Source organism: Collinsella sp. TM10-22 (assembly GCF_003466125.1).
In the GTDB taxonomy this organism is placed as follows: Bacteria; Actinomycetota; Coriobacteriia; order Coriobacteriales; family Coriobacteriaceae; genus Collinsella.
Window position 1 is genome coordinate 72,442 of record NZ_QSOC01000007.1, and the last position, 16,177, is coordinate 88,618.

Here is a 16,177-nt window from a genome sequence, read left to right on the forward strand (position 1 = left end):
CGATTCTAACCCAGCAGCTTATCCAGCGCTACCGCAATACCGTCTTCGTTGTTATTGGCGGTCACCATCTGGGCCACAGCCTTAACCTCATCGACGGCGTTGCCCATGGCAACACCGGTGCCGGCCCACTCAATCATGGACTTGTCGTTCTGGCCGTCGCCAAACGATACGACCTCGCTGGCATCGATGCCGAGCTTGGGCAGGGCACCCTCGAGCGCACGAGCCTTGTCGATGCCGGGCGCCGTATATTCAAAGTACCAGTCAGCCGTAAACATACCCGACAGCGTCTGGGTAAAGGGCGCGTACATCTCCTCGTGATGCGCCTGCAGATAGGCCGGATCGCCCGCGGTGAGTAGCTTGTCCACCGGATAGGCATCCGCCACCTCATGAAGGCTCTCGACTTCGCGAATCTTAAGATCGCAGGCGTCGCGCTCGTATTTGACGATATTCTTCTGCGAGCCGTCCGGCAGCGTAATCATGCAGCGATACGAGTCCTCTACATGCAGGTCACGCCCGAGCGAAATCATAGGGATCACGTCAAAGCTGCGAAGATGGTCAATTAGGCGATGCAATTCGTCGACCGGCATGGCCTGGTCGAACAGCACCTCATCGGTCTGGGCATCGACCACGTGCGCACCGTTAAAGGCGACCAGCAGGCCATCGTGGTTGTGAAGATCGAGTTCCTGACCCAGGGCGCGAAGGCCCCAAGCGGGACGACCCGAAGCCAAGATGAGCTTAATACCCGATTCCTGTGCCGCGAGCAGCTTCTCGCGCGTACGCGGGCTGATCACCTTCTGATCGTTGGTAAGCGTACCGTCGATATCCATTGCGATGGCTTTAATTGCCATATGTGCCTCCCTGTCATTGAACAACCTTGTCTGAGCCATCATACAGAACACCCACGGCAGCTCTGTCTGCAACGGGTAAAAAGTCATATTGTCCCGAACATGAACGACGCGTGGTCGTGAAGCTTTATCGCTCAGGTCAAATTCGCCTGCTAACGACGCTCCTCCGTCGGTGCACCCTCGACGATCGCAATGCCCGCCGATGCACCCAACGCGCTAGCGCCGGCCTCGATGAATGCGCAAGCCTCTTCGTAATTATGGATACCGCCCGCCGCCTTGATTGCCACGGAATCGCCGAGCACCTCGTGCATCAGCCGCACGTCCTCGAGCTTAGCGCCGCCAAAGCTTCTGCCAGTCGATGTCTTAAGGAATCCCGGCTTAGCCTCCAGCGCAATCTCACACACACGGTGCTTGGCGGCATCGTCGCCGTCCAGTTTGCACATCTCGACGATCACCTTCTCAGTGATGCCATGCGCGCGACAAAAATCAGCAATGGCAGTCATCTCGCGCTCGATGGCATCAAAATCGCGGTTCTCGACCGACTCCTGATTCAAAACGTAGTCAATCTCGGTAAAGCCGCACGCAGCGTATTCCTCAAACCTCGCAAGCTTCTCCTCAAGCGTCATAGTGCCCTGGGGAAAGTCGATAGCACCGGCAAGGATAATGTCAGAGCCCTCGAGCATTGCGCGACCCGTCTCGTACTCCTGCAGGTTCGCAAATACACAACGGAAGTTGTACTTTAGTGCCTTCTCGACATACTGCTCAAATGTGTCCTCGGGAGCGTCGATATAGTCGATGTATTTATTGATGGGTTTGGCAAGCGTCATGCTGGGCCTCCTTGTTCAGGACCGACAACCGATTTGTGGTTTCACGCGAAATACCACGTCCAATGTACGCCCGATACGCAAGGACAGCGTCCGCATTCCGGCAAGCGGTATGAAATTAGCTGTAGAAGTATATCTACGGAAAGCGAATGGCGCCGCATGCGGATGCCGACAGCAAGACATCCCCCCTCAATACACCCTCATGCCCCTTTACTGTTTGCGACCAGAAATGATGGGCTGCACAGCGTCGTTAGCGGTCGAATTCGACCTCTGACGACGTCACGCGACCCATCGTATCTGGCCGACAACAGAAAAGGGGCCCGTATCCCAACGGATACGGGCCCCTTTCGGCCATGACCTATCTCAGCAACAAAGACTACTTGCGGTGAGCGCGGTAGAACTCGATCGCACTATCTTATCCGAGCCGGGGCACGTTCGCACAGCGCGCGCGTGACGGTTGCAAAACCACCCCATTTGAAACAAACGCAAAAAAGTACTTGCAAAGACACGTTCCGACATATAAGTTGATAAAAGACCGCCGTTGCGGTTTTAAGTAGATCGAGCATATGAAGTTTCAGTTTTTATCGTGTAAGAGAAAGAAGATCGGCAAAGTACAGCCCCAAACGCAATGACAACTTAATGAGGTAACTGCCACATGTGAGGCACCCAGGGCATTGCTGTCTCGATTTTGAGCACGATGCCTTCCGCCTTGCGTGGGCCGTTCCATCCCGCCCCTGCAGCAACTGCCTCACGGGCTCATTGAAAACCGCATAGCACCCCAACGTCAGCACATCACCCACGGCAAGCACATCACTCACGACAACCAACACATCAACAAACAGCACGAACATCAACCGATTGGAGAAGCTATGACAAACCACCACGCCGAAGGCGGCGATAAGAAAAGCATTCTGGATGCCCGCATTGAGCGAGCATATGCAAACGAATATGACGCCGCCTTTGCCGCCGCGACCATCAAGAACTACGCGTCGCTACCGCTCGCGACGATCTTGGCCGACCACCCTCAACTGCTGAAGCGCTGCACAAAGATCATGGGCGACCCCGACATTCGCAAGCTGACAGACCCCTATGCCCCAAAACGCGGCAACGATTCGTACGTTCTTACCGTAGGCTGCCTAGCCCATATGCTTACGGCGCTCGACACGAAACTCAAGCTCGAATGGGAACCCGACGAGCGTCATGAACTCGAAAGCAAGCGGAACACCCTGCGCACCGCACTGTTCCTTCCGTTGGACGGCCTCAAGCGCTGCAACGTCGAGCTCAATACACAGGTACGGCAAAAGCCCGGCACCGCGGGGCAGAAAACTCCAAGACCCCATGCGGCCGTCGTCGACCGCAACCGATATAACCGCATGACCGCGCACTTTTCCGCCGAGGGAGCAGCCATAAGGACGCTGATCGACCTGCTGTGCCTCCTGAGCATCAACGAGCTATTTGAGGGCTATCTCGCCCTTGTTCCCGCGACGGCACCCAAGTCGGTAGCAAAGATCATCGAGACCTGCAGACGCCAGTTTGAGCGTCATCGCAATGGCAGCGAGATGAACGCCAGCATCGCGCAGTACTACGCGGCTCATTACAAAAATGACGGATGCACCCCCGTCGAGCATCAGCTGCAGCTCGCCTACACCACGCCCGTCGCAACGCTCTATCGCTTTGGAGCCCTTGGCGCTTGCGAGCCGCACGGACAGGCAGTCTGCCCCGCAACCGAGCTCGATCTTAGGCTCGGACGAACCCTGTAGCCCGCCAGCCCCTCCGCGGGCAGCGACCCTATTCCACAACACCACCAACAGAAAGGAGTCCCCATGGACACCAATCATTCCCCCGTCATCAGTCCCCTCACCATGCGCGAATCCGCCCGAGGTATCACGCTCACCAGCATTTACGATGAGATGCTCGCCCGTCGCGAGCTCTCCGTCATGGGAAACATCGAAACCCCGATGGCCCACGACCTGTGCCAGCAAATCCGCCTGCTCGATGCCACCGACCCCAGCCGTCCCATCACCATATTTGTCGCCAGCACCGGGGGAAGCGTTCGATCGGGTCTTGCTATCTATGACGCCATGCGCCTCGCATCGTGCCCCATCCGCACCGTCTGTCTGGAATTCGCCGCGTCCATGGGCGCCGTGATCTTTATGGGCGGCGACGATCGCCGTATGGCGCCCCATGCGGAGCTCATGATTCACGACCCGCTGATCCCCCAGGGGGCAGGCGGCTCGGCACTTGCGCTGCAGGAAACCAGCCGGCGTCTCATGCAGACCCGCAAGACCCTCACGCAAATCCTCTCGGACCGCAGCGGTCTCACGCCCAAGCGTATCCAGTCCCTCACTGCAAAAGACACCTACCTTTCGGCCGAGCGCGCCGTCGAACTCGGCTTTGCCCACGAAATCCTCTCGACCACCAAGGAGGTCGCCCATGTCTAACCTCGCCAGCCGCCTCGCCGCATCTGAGTCCGCATCGTCCACCATCCTCGCCAAGGATCGAACGCTTTCCTGCGACACCCGCCAAACGGGACTCAACAACAATGCACTTGTGATCGGCCCCTCGGGAGCCGGCAAGACCCGAAACGTCCTCAAGCCCAACCTGCTGCAAATGAACGCAAGCTACATCGTGCTCGACACCAAAGGCACGCTCTGTCGCGAAGTGGGACCCGTGCTGGCAGCCCACGGTTACCGCGTGCAATGTCTCAACTTCGCCGACCTCAACACCGTCCCGGTCCTTGCATGCGGCATCGAGCGCTGCGGCTACAACCCCCTAAGGCACATTCGCCGCAAGGCGGACGGCAGGCCCAACCAGCAGGACATCCTCTCGGTGGCAAAGGCCATCTGCCCCATCGAGGACAACAACCAGCCTTTTTGGGATCATGCGGCGGCAAACCTGCTGTCGTGTCTTATCGCCTACGTCACCGAACAGCTACCCGCCGAGGAGCAGACGATCAGCTCGGTCATCAAGCTGATCGAGCACCTGCAGGACGGTGCCACGGGTCGATTGTTTGACGACCTGATCACGACCGACCCCCAAAGCTATGCCCTCTCGCTATGGCGGCGCTACGCCATTACGCAAAATGCCGAGCGCATGCACGCAAGCATCGTCGGCATCCTTGCCGAAAAGGTCATGTGTCTGGGATTCGACGGTGCGGCACAGCTCTATCGTGAGTGCCACCAGGTGGACTTCGCTTCCATGGGACACACCCCCTGCGCCCTGTTTGTAACCGTGAGCGATATTGACCGCAATCTCGATCCGCTGACCGGCCTCTTTATTTCGCAGGCGTTTATGGGCCTCATTCGTGAGGCCGATAGGCAGCCCGACGGCAGCCTGCCCGTGCCCGTGCGCTTTATGCTCGATGACTTCGCAAATCTGCAGATCCCCCAGATCGACAACGTGCTCTCGATTATCCGAAGCCGCAACATCTGGGCAACGCTGCTGCTGCAGTCGACCAACCAGCTCGATGCGCTCTATGGCGAGGCACGCGCACGCTCCATCATGGGCAACTGCGACACGCATCTGGTGCTGGCGTTCCAGGATCCCGAGAGTGCCCGGGCGTTTTCCGACCGCGCCGACGCGCTGCCCAGCACGCTCATGGCGACGCCGATTGATCGCTCGTGGCTTTTTGTACGCGGTCGCACTCCCGAACAGGTCGAGCGCTTTAGGCTCGAAGACCATCCGCTCTACGGGGAGCTGCCCGAGGCGCAGCGAGGCCATGCGGAGGCCGAGATCTAGGCGCAGGGTTCTCGCGGCGCGCGGCGCCCCGGCGATGTTCCACAAAGGCCGTGCGCCCCGGGACCACGGCAAAGCAAAGGGGCCCGCATCCGATAGGATACGGGCCCCTGACTATAAGACGCGATGCGTTAACAGCAGCGACTACTTGCGATGCGCGCGATAGAACTCGATAAGCGCCTGAGTCGAAGCGTCCTGCTCGGCCTTGGCGGCGTCGTCATGGAAGGCCGGAGTGATCTGCTTGGCAAGCTGCTTGCCCAGCTCGACGCCCCACTGGTCGTAGGAGTCGATACCCCAGACCGTGCCCTCGACAAACGTGATGTGCTCGTACAGGGCGATGAGCTCGCCGAGTGCGAACGGGGTCAGCGTATCGCCGAAGATCGAGGTCGTCGGGCGATTGCCCTCAAAGCAGCGGGCCGGAACGATCTGCTCGGGCGTGCCCTCGGCGCGCACCTCGTCGGCCGTCTTGCCAAAGGCGAGCGCCTTGGTCTGGGCCAAGAAGTTGCCCAGGAACAGCTCGTGGACATCCTGACCGCTGTCGGTTGCGGGGTTGGCAGTGTTGGCGAAGGCAATGAAGTCGGCCGGGACCACCACGGTGCCCTGGTGCAGCAGCTGGTAGAAGGCATGCTGGCCGTTGGTGCCGGGCTCGCCCCAGAAGATCTCACCGGTGTCGGAGGTCACGGCGCTGCCGTCCCAGCGGACATGCTTGCCGTTGGACTCCATAGTGAGCTGCTGCAGGTAGGCCGGGAAACGGTGCAGGTACTGGCAGTACGGAAGCACGGCGTGGCTCTTGGAACCAAAGAAGTTAACGTACCAGACGTTGAGCAGGCCCATCAGCGCGACGGCGTTGTTCTCGAGCGGGGTGTTGCAGAAGTACTCGTCGATGGCGTGGAAGCCCTCGAGGAACTGCTGGAAACGCTCGGGGCCGAGCACGACGATCAGCGACAGGCCCACGGCGGAGTCAACGGAATAGCGGCCGCCGACCCAGTTCCAGAAGCCAAAGGCGTTGGCCGGGTCGATACCGAAGGCCTCAACCTTCTCGAGTGCGGTGGAAACGGCGACGAAGTGCTTTGCCACGGCCTCGGCGTTCTGTTCATTGGAACCATCGATGGCGCCCTGAGCCTTGAGCTGCTCGAGCATCCAGGTCTTGACCTCGCGGGCGTTGGTGAGGGTCTCGAGCGTGGTGAAGGTCTTGGAGACGATGATCACGAGCGTGGTCTCGGGATCGAGGCCCTTGAGCTTCTCGGCCTGGTCGTTGGGGTCGATGTTGGAGATATAGCGGCAATCGATACCGGCGTCGGCATAGGGACGCAGGGCCTCGTAAGCCATGACCGGACCCAGATCGGAGCCGCCGATGCCGATGGACACCAGGTGCTCGATCTTCTTGCCGGTAACGCCTTTCCACCCACCGGAGCGCACGCGCTCGGCGAAGGCATACATGCGGTCAAGGACCTCGTGCACGTCGGCGACAACGTCCTGGCCGTCGACGATGAGCTGGCCCTTCTCGCTGGCCGGGCGGCGCAGCGCGGTATGCAGGACGGCACGGTCCTCGGTGGTGTTGATGTGCTCGCCGGAGAACATGGCGTCACGGCGCTCCTCGAGTTTCACCTCGCGGGCAAGGTCGCACAGGAGCTTGACGGTCTCGTCGGTCACCAGGTTCTTAGACAGGTCGAAGTGCAGGTCACCGGCGTCAAAGCTCAGCTTGTTCACACGCTCGGGATCGGCGGCGAACCAGGCCTTGAGGTCGATACCCTCGGCCTCGAGCTTCTCCTGATGAGCCTCGAGCGCCTTCCAAGCGTCAGTCGACGTAGCATCGATAGGTGCGGCAACAGTTGCCATAAAGTCCTCCTCGGCATACGGGCGCACGCCTCCATGCGCCCGGACATTCAGATTCCACTATTCTAACGCAGGTCAAGACTACAATCAGCGAGCGTTGCCAATCGGCCCCCAAACGGCAACCGACCAAATAGGGACAGGTTTATTTTGGCAGGTCAAACGCTTTACCTACCAAAATTAACCTGTTCCTTCCTGGCAAATATTAGGCCGCGGCGCACACACTGCCGAGCAGCTCGCGCAGAGGAGACCCAATGCCCTCCAGCAGTTCGGGCGCGATAATGGCAAAAACCGGAACCTCACCGGTGCCCACGACAGCAGGCACCTTGCCCTCCGAGACAATGCATCCATAAGGCACAAAGCCGTCTTCGCCGGCATCGAGCGTCGCCATGCGACGGGCGAGTTCGCGTGCAAAGCCGGCAGTATCGGCATCGCCAATCGCCAAGACAAAGTCCACGCCTTCGTCGGTCGCCAGGGCCACGGCTTCGTCGATCGGCTCGTCTCCCCCGTCGCCCTCAACCGAGCCGCAGCGGAAAAGCACGCGCTCGAGCAGAGCTCGATCAAGCGAGCCGAGTGCCGCCGAGACAAGCTCATCGCGCGTATGCTTGTCGCCACCCAGCACGACCAACGCCTTGGTGCCACCGTAGTGAGCGACCAATCGTCCGCACCAGCGAGCCACGTCTCCATCCGCAACAAGGCGCGTCGGCATACCAAACCCATAATTGACCATCTTTCCCACAACCCCTCCGTGCGTATAGGCGGTATCAATCGTTAGGCCCATGCTACGAAGCGAGGTTTTCCGAGCTGTTTCGCACTCTTTAGAGCCGCGTTAAAAACCCGATGCAGCCGCACGACCATACCCACCAAAACAAACCAGTCCCTTTTTGGCAGGTTTTGACGATGTCCGCGCAAGCAGGTATTATCGAACAGGTATTCGATAAGAACATGTGTTTGATGGGAGGGCACGCGTGGAGCACGAGCAGCATACCTATATCTGCATCGACCTTAAGACGTTCTACGCCAGCGTCGAGTGTGTCGACCGCGGGCTCGACCCACTCACCACGTGCCTGGTCGTTGCCGACGAATCGCGCGGACGCACGACCATCTGTCTTGCCATCACGCAGGCCATGAAAGACCTCGGGATACACAACCGCTGCCGTCTGTTCGAGATTCCCGACGGCATCGACTACATCAAGGCCGTACCGCGCATGCAGCACTACATGGAGGTGTCGGCGAAAATCTACGGCATCTATCTGGAATACGTGAGCCCGCAAGACATTCACGTCTATTCAATCGACGAGTGCTTTATCGACGTGACGCCCTATCTAGACCTCTACCACACCGATGCCGAAGGGTTCGCCTGCATGTTGCGCGACGAGGTCCTCGCGCGCACCGGCATCACGGCCACCGTCGGTATCGGCCCCAACCTATTCCAGGCTAAGGTGGCGCTCGATATTACCGCAAAGCACGTACCCAGCCGCATCGGCATACTCGATAACGAAACCTTTCGCAAGGAGATCTGGCCGCATCGACCCATCACCGATATCTGGGGTATCGGCCCCGGTGTGGCGGCCCGGCTCGAAAAGTACGGCGTCTACGACCTGATGGGCGTAGCCGCGCTCGACGAAAACCTGCTTTACGATGAACTCGGCGTCAATGCCGAGTATCTCATCGACCACGCCTTCGGGCGCGAGCCGACAACCATCGCCGATATCCAAGCCTATCGCCCGCAGGCAACCTCAACCACCACAGGACAGGTGCTCTCAAAGGGCTATGCCTACGAGCAGGCCTACACCGTCTTGCGCGAGATGGTCGACAACGCCGTACTGGACTTGGTCGATAAGCACGTGGTGTGTGACAGCATCTCGCTCTTCGTGGGCTACGCGAGCGAGCGAGCCGACATACGCCGACTCGATGCCAGCGGCACGGCGCAATATGTAGACGGATGCGGACACCTGCGCTCGAGCACGTCAGGTATCGAGCCTACCGCGACCGCCGGCCCCGAACTCGCGCCCCGTGCGCCCAAGCCCGTCCAGCGCGATGACGAACGGCGTCGCCTGGTGCGCGAGGCGCAGGCAATCGACGGCATCTTTGTGGGGGAACACGGCGGCAAACCGCGCGGTGGCTATGCCGCACTCTTCGCACACTCCAACGCCTCGCGAAAACTGCCCGAGCGCACCAATTCATTTAAGAAGATCATGGGTTACTTCGATGAGCTCTGGGCGCAGACTGTCGACCCCAAACGACCGATCAAGCGCATCAACCTGGGCTTTGGCAATCTCATGCCCGAGGAATTCGCTACCGTCGATCTGTTCAGCAACGTCGAGGCCGACGAGCGCGAACGCGATCTGGCGCGCGCCGTGTTGGCCGTGAAAGGCAAGTACGGCAAGAACGCCCTGGTCAAAGGATTGAGCTTTACCGCCGGCGCCACCGCACGCGAGCGCAACGATCAGGTAGGAGGACATCGTGCCTAAGCCCCAACAACAACCGATGCGGCCGCCGACACCATTTGAGCGCCTGGCGGACCCCGAGGGAAGACGTCGTTCCGCCGACCCCAAACTCACCGCCAACGGCGCCGTTCGCGCCGGGCGCGCCGCGCAGTTTATGCCCTTCGCCGCTCTCACGGGATACTACGAGCTCGTACGCAAGCAAGAAATCACTGTCGAGCCCAAATGCGAACTCACGGAAGAAAAAGCCCTCGAGCTTTCGAAAAAGCTCGAGGGCCTCAAACGCGGCGACTTGGTTCGCGTCACCTATTACGATACGTACGGTTATCGTAGCCGTACCGGCATTCTCGATGAAGTGCTCCCCGCATTCAAGCTGCTCAAACTTAAGGATATCGCCATTAACTTCGACGATATCCAAGACGTGGAGCTGCGCGGCCGAGCCTAATCGAACGCCTCGGCCTCGATGCGAGCGACTAGAGCCTCATGACGTAATAACCCGCGCCCCTTACCACGGCCTCAAGCGTCTCGCGGCCAATCGGATGCTTCGAGCGCACGCGCGCTGTGTGGTCCGCAAACGTCACCGTTGCCCACACGCCATGCAGCGCATTAAGGGCATTCTCAACGTTGTGCGCGCAGCCATCACAACTCATGCCGCCAATGAGCAGCTCATCGCAGTAGGGGTAGTGAGATTTGTCGGTATCGGCCACCACGACCCTTTTAACTTTTTTGCCACTCGAGCCATCGCTGCAGCAGCTTTTGCCGCGCGTCGATGCGACAATGCGGCGCAGTCCAAAGAACATACCGACGGCAATTACGGCCAGTACGATGATATTCGCAGGGTTAAGCAGATCTTCCATGCGCTCCCCTTTCCTCGTAGCTCATTCAGAGATACCCGCGTGAGGTGTCACCATCCTACCCCTAGCTCATGTCAGTTCAATCAAATAGTTTCCTATTTCTTACTTTTTAGTTGAACTAGGCTTACTTTCGTGTATAAGTTTTCCTTGGTTAACAGGTGAGGACTCAAAAGGGGGACCATGACTCGAACCATAGACATCCCAACGTTTCAGGCAGCGGTCGTGCGCAACTGCTCCCCCACGCTCGCGGGCATCAAACCAGCATCGCTTTTTACCTATCTCGACATCTATGCCCATCAGGATGGCTCGAGTGCGACCGCGCCGATCGCCGATCGACGCGGTCGCCTGCTCAACGTCATAGCCCAGTGCAACCACGAACTCGACCCGCTCGGCATCCACCTGAGTGTTTTGGTCTGGCGTCCCTGCGGGGCGCTTGTGTACGCATATCGGCCCCATAGCCTCGCCACATACCTTGCGGACCCGCGCGCCAAAACGGCGCTCGCCAAGGAGGGCTACGACACCGACAATCTGCCAATATGTCTCGCACACCTGGCATCACGCATCGCGCTCGCGAGCACTAACGCCGCGGAATGCGCCTGTGACCAGGCACGGTGTGCATTGGACCATCAAGCCCACTGCAATAACAGCTGCACCTGTGAGTTCCCCCACGAAATTGGCTACTTTTTGGGATACCCCTACGACGACGTCCATCAGGTCATCGTCCAGCATGGCGAGAACTACAAGGTCTTTGGAGCTTGGAAGGTCTACACAAATGTCGAGCAAGCGCTTGCGACGTTCGAATCCTACCACGCTTGCACGCAGCACCTCACCCATATCTACCAGCAGGGCCACAGCCTCGCAAAACTTGCCCAGGCAACCCGATAGAACATACAAACCGCGGCCGCACGCCGCACAACCGAAAGGAAAACATATGAGCAAGATCGCAATCGTCTACTGGAGCGGCACGGGCAGCACCGAAGCCATGGCAGACCTCGTTGCCGAGGGCGCGGCGTCAGCCGGCGCCGAGGCAGAGGTCATCTCCTGCGCCGACTTCTCCTCCGACAAGGCCGCCGGCTATGACGCCATCGCCTTCGGCTGCCCCGCCATGGGCTCCGAGGAGCTCGAGTACGATGAGTTTCAGCCGATGTGGGACGAAGTCAAGGAGACCCTCGGCGACAAGAAGGTCGTCCTCTTTGGCTCCTATTCTTGGGCCGAGGGCGAATGGATGGACAACTGGAAGGCGGACGCCGACGAGGCCGGCGTCCACGTCGTCGATTCCGTCATCTGTTACGACGCCCCCGACGATGAGGCAGAGGCCGCCTGTCGCGCCCTTGGAGCCGAGCTCGCCTAACGGCGATAAGCTCCGCCCATACGCGGCTCTGCACCAAAACACATTCGCATCCCAACAAAAACGGGGCTGGATCCAAATCCAGCCCCGTTTTCTGCTATGTCAGCCACATAAAGCAGCTACGAGATGTTGCCCAAAAACGCCTTGGTGCGCTCGCTCTTGGGATGGTCGAAGACCTCGCTCGGCGTGCCCTCCTCCACGATAACGCCGCCGTCCATAAAGACGACGCGGTCGGCGACGTCGCGGGCAAAGCCCATCTCGTGCGTCACCACGATCATCGTCATGCCGTCACGCGCAAGATCGCGCATGACGGCAAGGACGTCGCGGACGAGCTCGGGATCAAGCGCCGACGTAGCCTCGTCAAAGAGCATCACGTGCGGATTCATCGACAGGGCGCGGGCGATGGCCACGCGCTGCTGCTGGCCGCCCGAAAGCTGGCTCGGCATAAAATCGATGCGCTCGGCCAGACCGACCTTGGTCAGCTCCTCGACGGCAATCTTCTCGGCCTCTTCCTTGCTGCGCTTGAGCACCTTTTGTTGCGCAAGCATGACGTTCTTTTTGACCGACAGGTGCGGAAACAGATTGAACTGCTGAAACACCATGCCCAAGTGCGTACGCACCTTATTGAGGTCGACGCCCTTGGCGCACACATCCACGCCCTCAACGACAATCGAGCCGCTCGTGGGCTCCTCAAGACGGTTAATGCAGCGAAGCATCGTCGACTTACCCGAGCCCGAGGGGCCCAGGACCACGACGACCTCGCCCTTGTGCACATCCAGATCGATGTCGCGCAGGACCACGTTATCGCCAAAGGCCTTCTGGAGATTCTTGATGCTGACGACGACCTCGTTCGAGTTATTGGTTTCGCTCATAATAGAACCTCCTTACAGACCTGCAATATGATCGGCGGGTGTCGCGACAACCTGTCCGGCGCTCTTGGTGGGACGCTTCTTTTTGGTTTCGGCCGTCCCCAGAAGCCTCGCCTCAAGACCGCTCACCAAGCGCGCAAGCGGCAGGGTAATGACCAGATAGAACAGAGCGGCAACCACATACGGCGTGATGGAGCCCGTCGTCGCCACGATGGTGCGGGCATTCATGACGATCTCGACCACGCCCACGGCGGCGAGCAGTGACGTATCCTTGTAAAGCAGGATAAACTCGCTGGTCAGCGTAGGCAGGACATTGCGGAACGTCTGCGGAATCATAACGTAGAGCAACGTCTGGAAGGCATTCATGCCCAGCGAGCGGGCAGCCTCGTTTTGGCCCTTGGGAATCGACTGAATACCGGCACGGAAGATCTCGCACAGGTACGCAGACGAGTTCATGGCCATGACGATAACGCCCAAGACGTAGTCGTCCACCTTGACGCCGGCAAGTGGCAGGCCAAAGAACGCGATATAGATCTGCAGGAACGCCGGCGTACCACGGATGATATTCACGTAGATGCCGGCAAGACAGCGCAGGATGCGCGACTTGGAGATGCGCATGAGCGACAAGGCAAAGCCAAAGGGGATTGCCAGCGGAAACGCCACAAGCACGATCGAGAGCGACATAAGGAAGCCCTTAAATACGACCGGCAGGCTCTGGACCAAAATGACCGGGTTCAAGAACAGGCGCAGGAACATATTGGAATTCCAAGCCTCGACCCACGGCTGTTCCTTAAGATCGGCCTGGAAGTTATCGAAGGCCGTCACGCCCTTAATCTCGACGGAAGGAATCTTGGAAATCTTCTTGGTCGAACCGTCGGCGAGCGTATAGGTGCCGCTAAAGGCCTCGTCGCCGCCTTCGACGGGGAAGGTCACGCCGTACACCTCGACACGGAAAAAGCCGCCGGCAGGCGCCGTCTCGCCAAAGTCGATCTTGAGCGTCTGGCCATCAGCCGTGCACGTGGGCTTCATGGGTGTGCGATCCATGAGGTCCTCGCCCGAGAGCATCGTCAATCGCGTGTCATCGGTACCAAACGTCGTGCCGTCGACAAACGTCAGCGAAAGACCGCTCAGCTCCTCGTCGGCATCGGCCTGAACTTCCCAGGTAATGCGTGTCTCGGTGCCGCCGACCACATCGCTGCCCGAGCCGGTGTTGGGTCGGGCGGTAATCTTTGCGGTCTCAAGCGCTTGGGCAGTCGAGGGCGCAGATGCCCCCACGCACACCAGCGCGAGCGCCACGGCCATGACACAGGCTAGCTTTTGGAGCAAGGCGGGTAGTGAAGAACGCTGCTCAGCGGCCCCTTTGTTCAGTCGAGACAAGGTGGCTCCTATCGTAGAAGTTGCCGGCAAAAAGAGACGGAAACACTCTCCGTCGAAAGAAGCGCAAAGGCCCTCTCCGCTAAACGGAAAGGGCCCACACGCAATCAAGTATCTGTTTACTTGATGTTGTACTTAGCCATGAGAGCGTCAACGGTACCGTCATCGGTCAGGTCCTTGATGGCCTGGTTGATGTCGTCCTTGAGCTTGGTGTTGCCCTGATTGACGGCGATGGCGTACTCCTCGCCAGTGCTGATCTGCTTGATGGTCTGGCAGGTGTTGAACTGCTCGGCGGTCAGCTGGCTGGCGACGGAGCGGTTGGTGACTACGGCATCGCCCTTATCAGACTGCAGGGCGCTGAAGCACTCGGTGGCGTCCTTGTAGGGAACAATCTTGGCCTTGGGGAAGTTCTCCTGGGCAAAGGCCTCGGCGGTCGAGCCGGACTGGACGATAATCGTAGCGTCGGCGTTATTGAGCTTCTCGCTGTAATTGTCAGCCGTGATGTCGGTGTTATCGACCTTGGTCACGATAGCCTGATCGTCCATGTAGTAGGAATCGGAGAAAGCGACTTCCTTCTCACGCTCGGGCGTGTCGGTGATAGCCGCAATGGAGACGTCATACTTGGTGCCCGAAGCGACGCCGGGGACGAGCGTGTCGAAGTCGTTGTTGACGTACTCGACATCCAGGCCCAGCTTGTCGCCGATAGCCTTGATGAGCTCAAGGTCAAAGCCCTGATAATCGCCGTTGTCATCCTTGTACTCAAACGGAGCGTACTCGGCAGAGGTGCCGACGGTCAGCGTACCGTCCTTGACGAGCGCGTACTCCTTGGAGCCGTCGACCTTCTCGACCTTAGCGTCGTCAGAGCTGCTGGAACCGGCATCGGAACCAGAGGTGGCGTTGGACGAGCCGCAGCCCGTCAGAGCAAGGGCGAGCGCCATGGCACCCGTGGCGGCAAATGCGCCAAGCTTCTTGAGCTTCATGATCAGTCTCCTTCCAATGACCCCGCGTGATTCAGGGGTCTGCAAAAACCGAGGGTTATTATGCACCCGCTTGTAGGAATCTGCAATGAGAAAACTGATTGAAACAAGCCCATAACGTGAATGAAACACCCACTTTGTGGCTGTTAATTACTGCCGCAAAGACCTTAAGAGTTTAATTTCAGCCGCATAACCTGCAAGTTCGTTCGGTGTCTCCAAAATGAAAGGCAGCGCACGCAGACGGTCATTCGATACAATATTCTGCATAACCTGCATACCGCCGCCAAGCTCCTCGCTACCAAGGTAGCCCTTACCGATGCACTCGTGACGATCTTTATGGGCGCCACAGGGGTTCTTCGAATCGTTGATGTGTACGGCACGCAAGCGGTCGATACCCACCACGCGGTCGAACTCGTCGAGTACGCCGTCCAGATCATGGATGATGCCGTAGCCGGCATCGCTCACATGGCAGGTGTCTAGGCAAACGCCCAACTTGACCGACAGCTCGGGGCGTTTGTCGGCAACGCCCTGGATGATGAGCGCCAGCTCCTCAAAGCTACGGCCCACCTCGGTACCCTTTCCCGCCATGGTCTCGAGCAGCACCGTCGTCTGCTGCCCCTCAAACATCACCTGACACAAGGTGTCGACGATCATCTGAATGCCGGCATCAGTCCCCTGCCCCACATGCGCGCCGGGGTGGAAGTTGTAGTAGTTGCCGGGCAGCGCTTCCAGGCGCTGCAAGTCCTCGGCCATTGCCTCCAAGGCAAACTCGCGCGCCCGCTCTTTGGCAGAACAGGGGTTATAGGTATACGGGGCGTGTGCCACGAGCGGACCAAAATCGTTTTGCTCCATAAGCTCGCGCAGGGCTGCCACGTCATCCATGTCAAGGTCTTTCGCCTTGCCGCCGCGCGGGTTGCGCGTAAAGAATGCAAAGGTATTGGCGCCAATGGACAGCGCCGTCTCCCCCATTGCCCGATAGCCCTTCGTCGTGGATAGGTGACACCCGATCGTCAGCATCCCCAGCTCCCCCTCATCAGTTGCGGTGAAATACGGTCTATTGGTGCCTTATTT

The 16,177-nt window shown here is 59.2% G+C and carries 16 protein-coding genes; 7 read left to right on the forward strand and 9 right to left on the reverse strand.

All coding sequences use genetic code 11. From position 1 onward, the window contains the following. Window positions 1–5: 5 nt before the first annotated feature. Window positions 6–848 (reverse strand): Cof-type HAD-IIB family hydrolase, encoded by an 843-nt coding sequence (locus DXD94_RS08170; protein ID WP_117735297.1) that lies wholly within the window; start codon window positions 846–848, stop codon window positions 6–8. A 149-nt stretch (window positions 849–997) separates the two neighbouring features. Next, entirely contained in the window at window positions 998–1,672 is a 675-nt protein-coding gene (gene deoC, locus DXD94_RS08175; protein ID WP_117743505.1) for a deoxyribose-phosphate aldolase, read from the reverse strand. A gap of 866 nt (window positions 1,673–2,538) precedes the next feature. Here deoC and DXD94_RS08180 point away from each other — a divergent pair. The 3 genes from DXD94_RS08180 to DXD94_RS08190 all read left to right on the forward strand — a co-directional run bounded on the left by DXD94_RS08180 (window position 2,539) and on the right by DXD94_RS08190 (window position 5,407). Beyond that, complete coding sequence (locus DXD94_RS08180; protein WP_117763776.1) at window positions 2,539–3,429, forward strand: hypothetical protein; 891 nt, start codon at window positions 2,539–2,541, stop codon at window positions 3,427–3,429. A gap of 63 nt (window positions 3,430–3,492) precedes the next feature. Then, a complete protein-coding gene (locus tag DXD94_RS08185; protein WP_117763777.1) occupies window positions 3,493–4,110 on the forward strand; it encodes an ATP-dependent Clp protease proteolytic subunit in 618 nt (205 codons plus the stop codon). Next, window positions 4,103–5,407 (forward strand): VirD4-like conjugal transfer protein, CD1115 family, encoded by a 1,305-nt coding sequence (locus DXD94_RS08190; protein WP_117763778.1) that lies wholly within the window; start codon window positions 4,103–4,105, stop codon window positions 5,405–5,407. The genes DXD94_RS08185 and DXD94_RS08190 overlap by 8 nt, the downstream gene beginning before the upstream one ends. Window positions 5,408–5,548: 141 nt before the next feature. Here the strand turns inward: DXD94_RS08190 and pgi are convergent, their stop codons facing one another. Next, window positions 5,549–7,243, reverse strand: coding sequence for a glucose-6-phosphate isomerase (gene pgi, locus DXD94_RS08195; protein WP_117763779.1), 1,695 nt, complete (start codon window positions 7,241–7,243; stop codon window positions 5,549–5,551). Window positions 7,244–7,442: 199 nt separating this feature from the next. Then, window positions 7,443–7,967, reverse strand: a complete 525-nt coding sequence (locus DXD94_RS08200) for an iron-containing alcohol dehydrogenase (RefSeq protein WP_233540166.1) — start codon at window positions 7,965–7,967, stop codon at window positions 7,443–7,445. 238 nt (window positions 7,968–8,205) lie between these two features. Between DXD94_RS08200 and DXD94_RS08205 the strand changes: the two genes are divergently transcribed. Further along, window positions 8,206–9,711, forward strand: coding sequence for a DNA repair protein (locus DXD94_RS08205; RefSeq protein ID WP_233505109.1), 1,506 nt, complete (start codon window positions 8,206–8,208; stop codon window positions 9,709–9,711). Continuing rightward, window positions 9,704–10,129, forward strand: coding sequence for a hypothetical protein (locus DXD94_RS08210; protein WP_233540352.1), 426 nt, complete (start codon window positions 9,704–9,706; stop codon window positions 10,127–10,129). Before DXD94_RS08205 ends, DXD94_RS08210 begins: the two co-directional genes overlap by 8 nt. Window positions 10,130–10,157: 28 nt before the next feature. Here the strand turns inward: DXD94_RS08210 and DXD94_RS08215 are convergent, their stop codons facing one another. Further along, on the reverse strand, window positions 10,158–10,541 hold the full coding sequence (locus tag DXD94_RS08215) for a heavy-metal-associated domain-containing protein (RefSeq protein ID WP_117763782.1): 384 nt from the start codon (window positions 10,539–10,541) through the stop codon (window positions 10,158–10,160). Window positions 10,542–10,718: 177 nt separating this feature from the next. Between DXD94_RS08215 and DXD94_RS08220 the strand changes: the two genes are divergently transcribed. Beyond that, window positions 10,719–11,423 carry a DUF3793 family protein gene (locus tag DXD94_RS08220; RefSeq protein ID WP_117763783.1) on the forward strand — a complete coding sequence of 235 codons (705 nt, stop codon included), beginning with the start codon at window positions 10,719–10,721 and terminating at the stop codon, window positions 11,421–11,423. Between the two features lie 46 nt (window positions 11,424–11,469). Next, window positions 11,470–11,889 (forward strand): flavodoxin, encoded by a 420-nt coding sequence (locus DXD94_RS08225; protein ID WP_117763784.1) that lies wholly within the window; start codon window positions 11,470–11,472, stop codon window positions 11,887–11,889. A 116-nt stretch (window positions 11,890–12,005) separates the two neighbouring features. On the opposite strand, the gene DXD94_RS08230 is transcribed toward DXD94_RS08225, so the two are convergent. From DXD94_RS08230 to DXD94_RS08245, 4 genes are all read right to left on the reverse strand, one after another. Continuing rightward, window positions 12,006–12,758 (reverse strand): amino acid ABC transporter ATP-binding protein, encoded by a 753-nt coding sequence (locus tag DXD94_RS08230; protein ID WP_117763785.1) that lies wholly within the window; start codon window positions 12,756–12,758, stop codon window positions 12,006–12,008. Window positions 12,759–12,770: 12 nt separating this feature from the next. Further along, complete coding sequence (locus tag DXD94_RS08235) at window positions 12,771–14,132, reverse strand: ABC transporter permease subunit (protein WP_233540353.1); 1,362 nt, start codon at window positions 14,130–14,132, stop codon at window positions 12,771–12,773. Between the two features lie 116 nt (window positions 14,133–14,248). Beyond that, on the reverse strand, window positions 14,249–15,109 hold the full coding sequence (locus DXD94_RS08240; protein WP_117763787.1) for an ABC transporter substrate-binding protein: 861 nt from the start codon (window positions 15,107–15,109) through the stop codon (window positions 14,249–14,251). A gap of 147 nt (window positions 15,110–15,256) precedes the next feature. Then, window positions 15,257–16,123: a deoxyribonuclease IV gene (locus tag DXD94_RS08245; RefSeq protein WP_117763788.1), complete on the reverse strand. Its 867-nt coding sequence runs from the start codon at window positions 16,121–16,123 to the stop codon at window positions 15,257–15,259. Window positions 16,124–16,177: the final 54 nt, after the last annotated feature.

What these genes read in the sequence shown, in the direction of transcription:
- DXD94_RS08170 (WP_117735297.1), bottom strand. Translation starts at nt 848, where the DNA reads ATGGCAATTAAAGCCATCGCAATGGATATCGACGGTACGCTTACCAAC.
- deoC (WP_117743505.1), bottom strand. Translation starts at nt 1,672, where the DNA reads ATGACGCTTGCCAAACCCATCAATAAATACATCGACTATATCGACGCT.
- DXD94_RS08180 (WP_117763776.1), top strand. Translation starts at nt 2,539, where the DNA reads ATGACAAACCACCACGCCGAAGGCGGCGATAAGAAAAGCATTCTGGAT.
- DXD94_RS08185 (WP_117763777.1), top strand. Translation starts at nt 3,493, where the DNA reads ATGGACACCAATCATTCCCCCGTCATCAGTCCCCTCACCATGCGCGAA.
- DXD94_RS08190 (WP_117763778.1), top strand. Translation starts at nt 4,103, where the DNA reads ATGTCTAACCTCGCCAGCCGCCTCGCCGCATCTGAGTCCGCATCGTCC.
- pgi (WP_117763779.1), bottom strand. Translation starts at nt 7,243, where the DNA reads ATGGCAACTGTTGCCGCACCTATCGATGCTACGTCGACTGACGCTTGG.
- DXD94_RS08200 (WP_233540166.1), bottom strand. Translation starts at nt 7,967, where the DNA reads ATGGTCAATTATGGGTTTGGTATGCCGACGCGCCTTGTTGCGGATGGA.
- DXD94_RS08215 (WP_117763782.1), bottom strand. Translation starts at nt 10,541, where the DNA reads ATGGAAGATCTGCTTAACCCTGCGAATATCATCGTACTGGCCGTAATT.
- DXD94_RS08220 (WP_117763783.1), top strand. Translation starts at nt 10,719, where the DNA reads ATGACTCGAACCATAGACATCCCAACGTTTCAGGCAGCGGTCGTGCGC.
- DXD94_RS08225 (WP_117763784.1), top strand. Translation starts at nt 11,470, where the DNA reads ATGAGCAAGATCGCAATCGTCTACTGGAGCGGCACGGGCAGCACCGAA.
- DXD94_RS08230 (WP_117763785.1), bottom strand. Translation starts at nt 12,758, where the DNA reads ATGAGCGAAACCAATAACTCGAACGAGGTCGTCGTCAGCATCAAGAAT.
- DXD94_RS08240 (WP_117763787.1), bottom strand. Translation starts at nt 15,109, where the DNA reads ATGAAGCTCAAGAAGCTTGGCGCATTTGCCGCCACGGGTGCCATGGCG.
- DXD94_RS08245 (WP_117763788.1), bottom strand. Translation starts at nt 16,123, where the DNA reads ATGCTGACGATCGGGTGTCACCTATCCACGACGAAGGGCTATCGGGCA.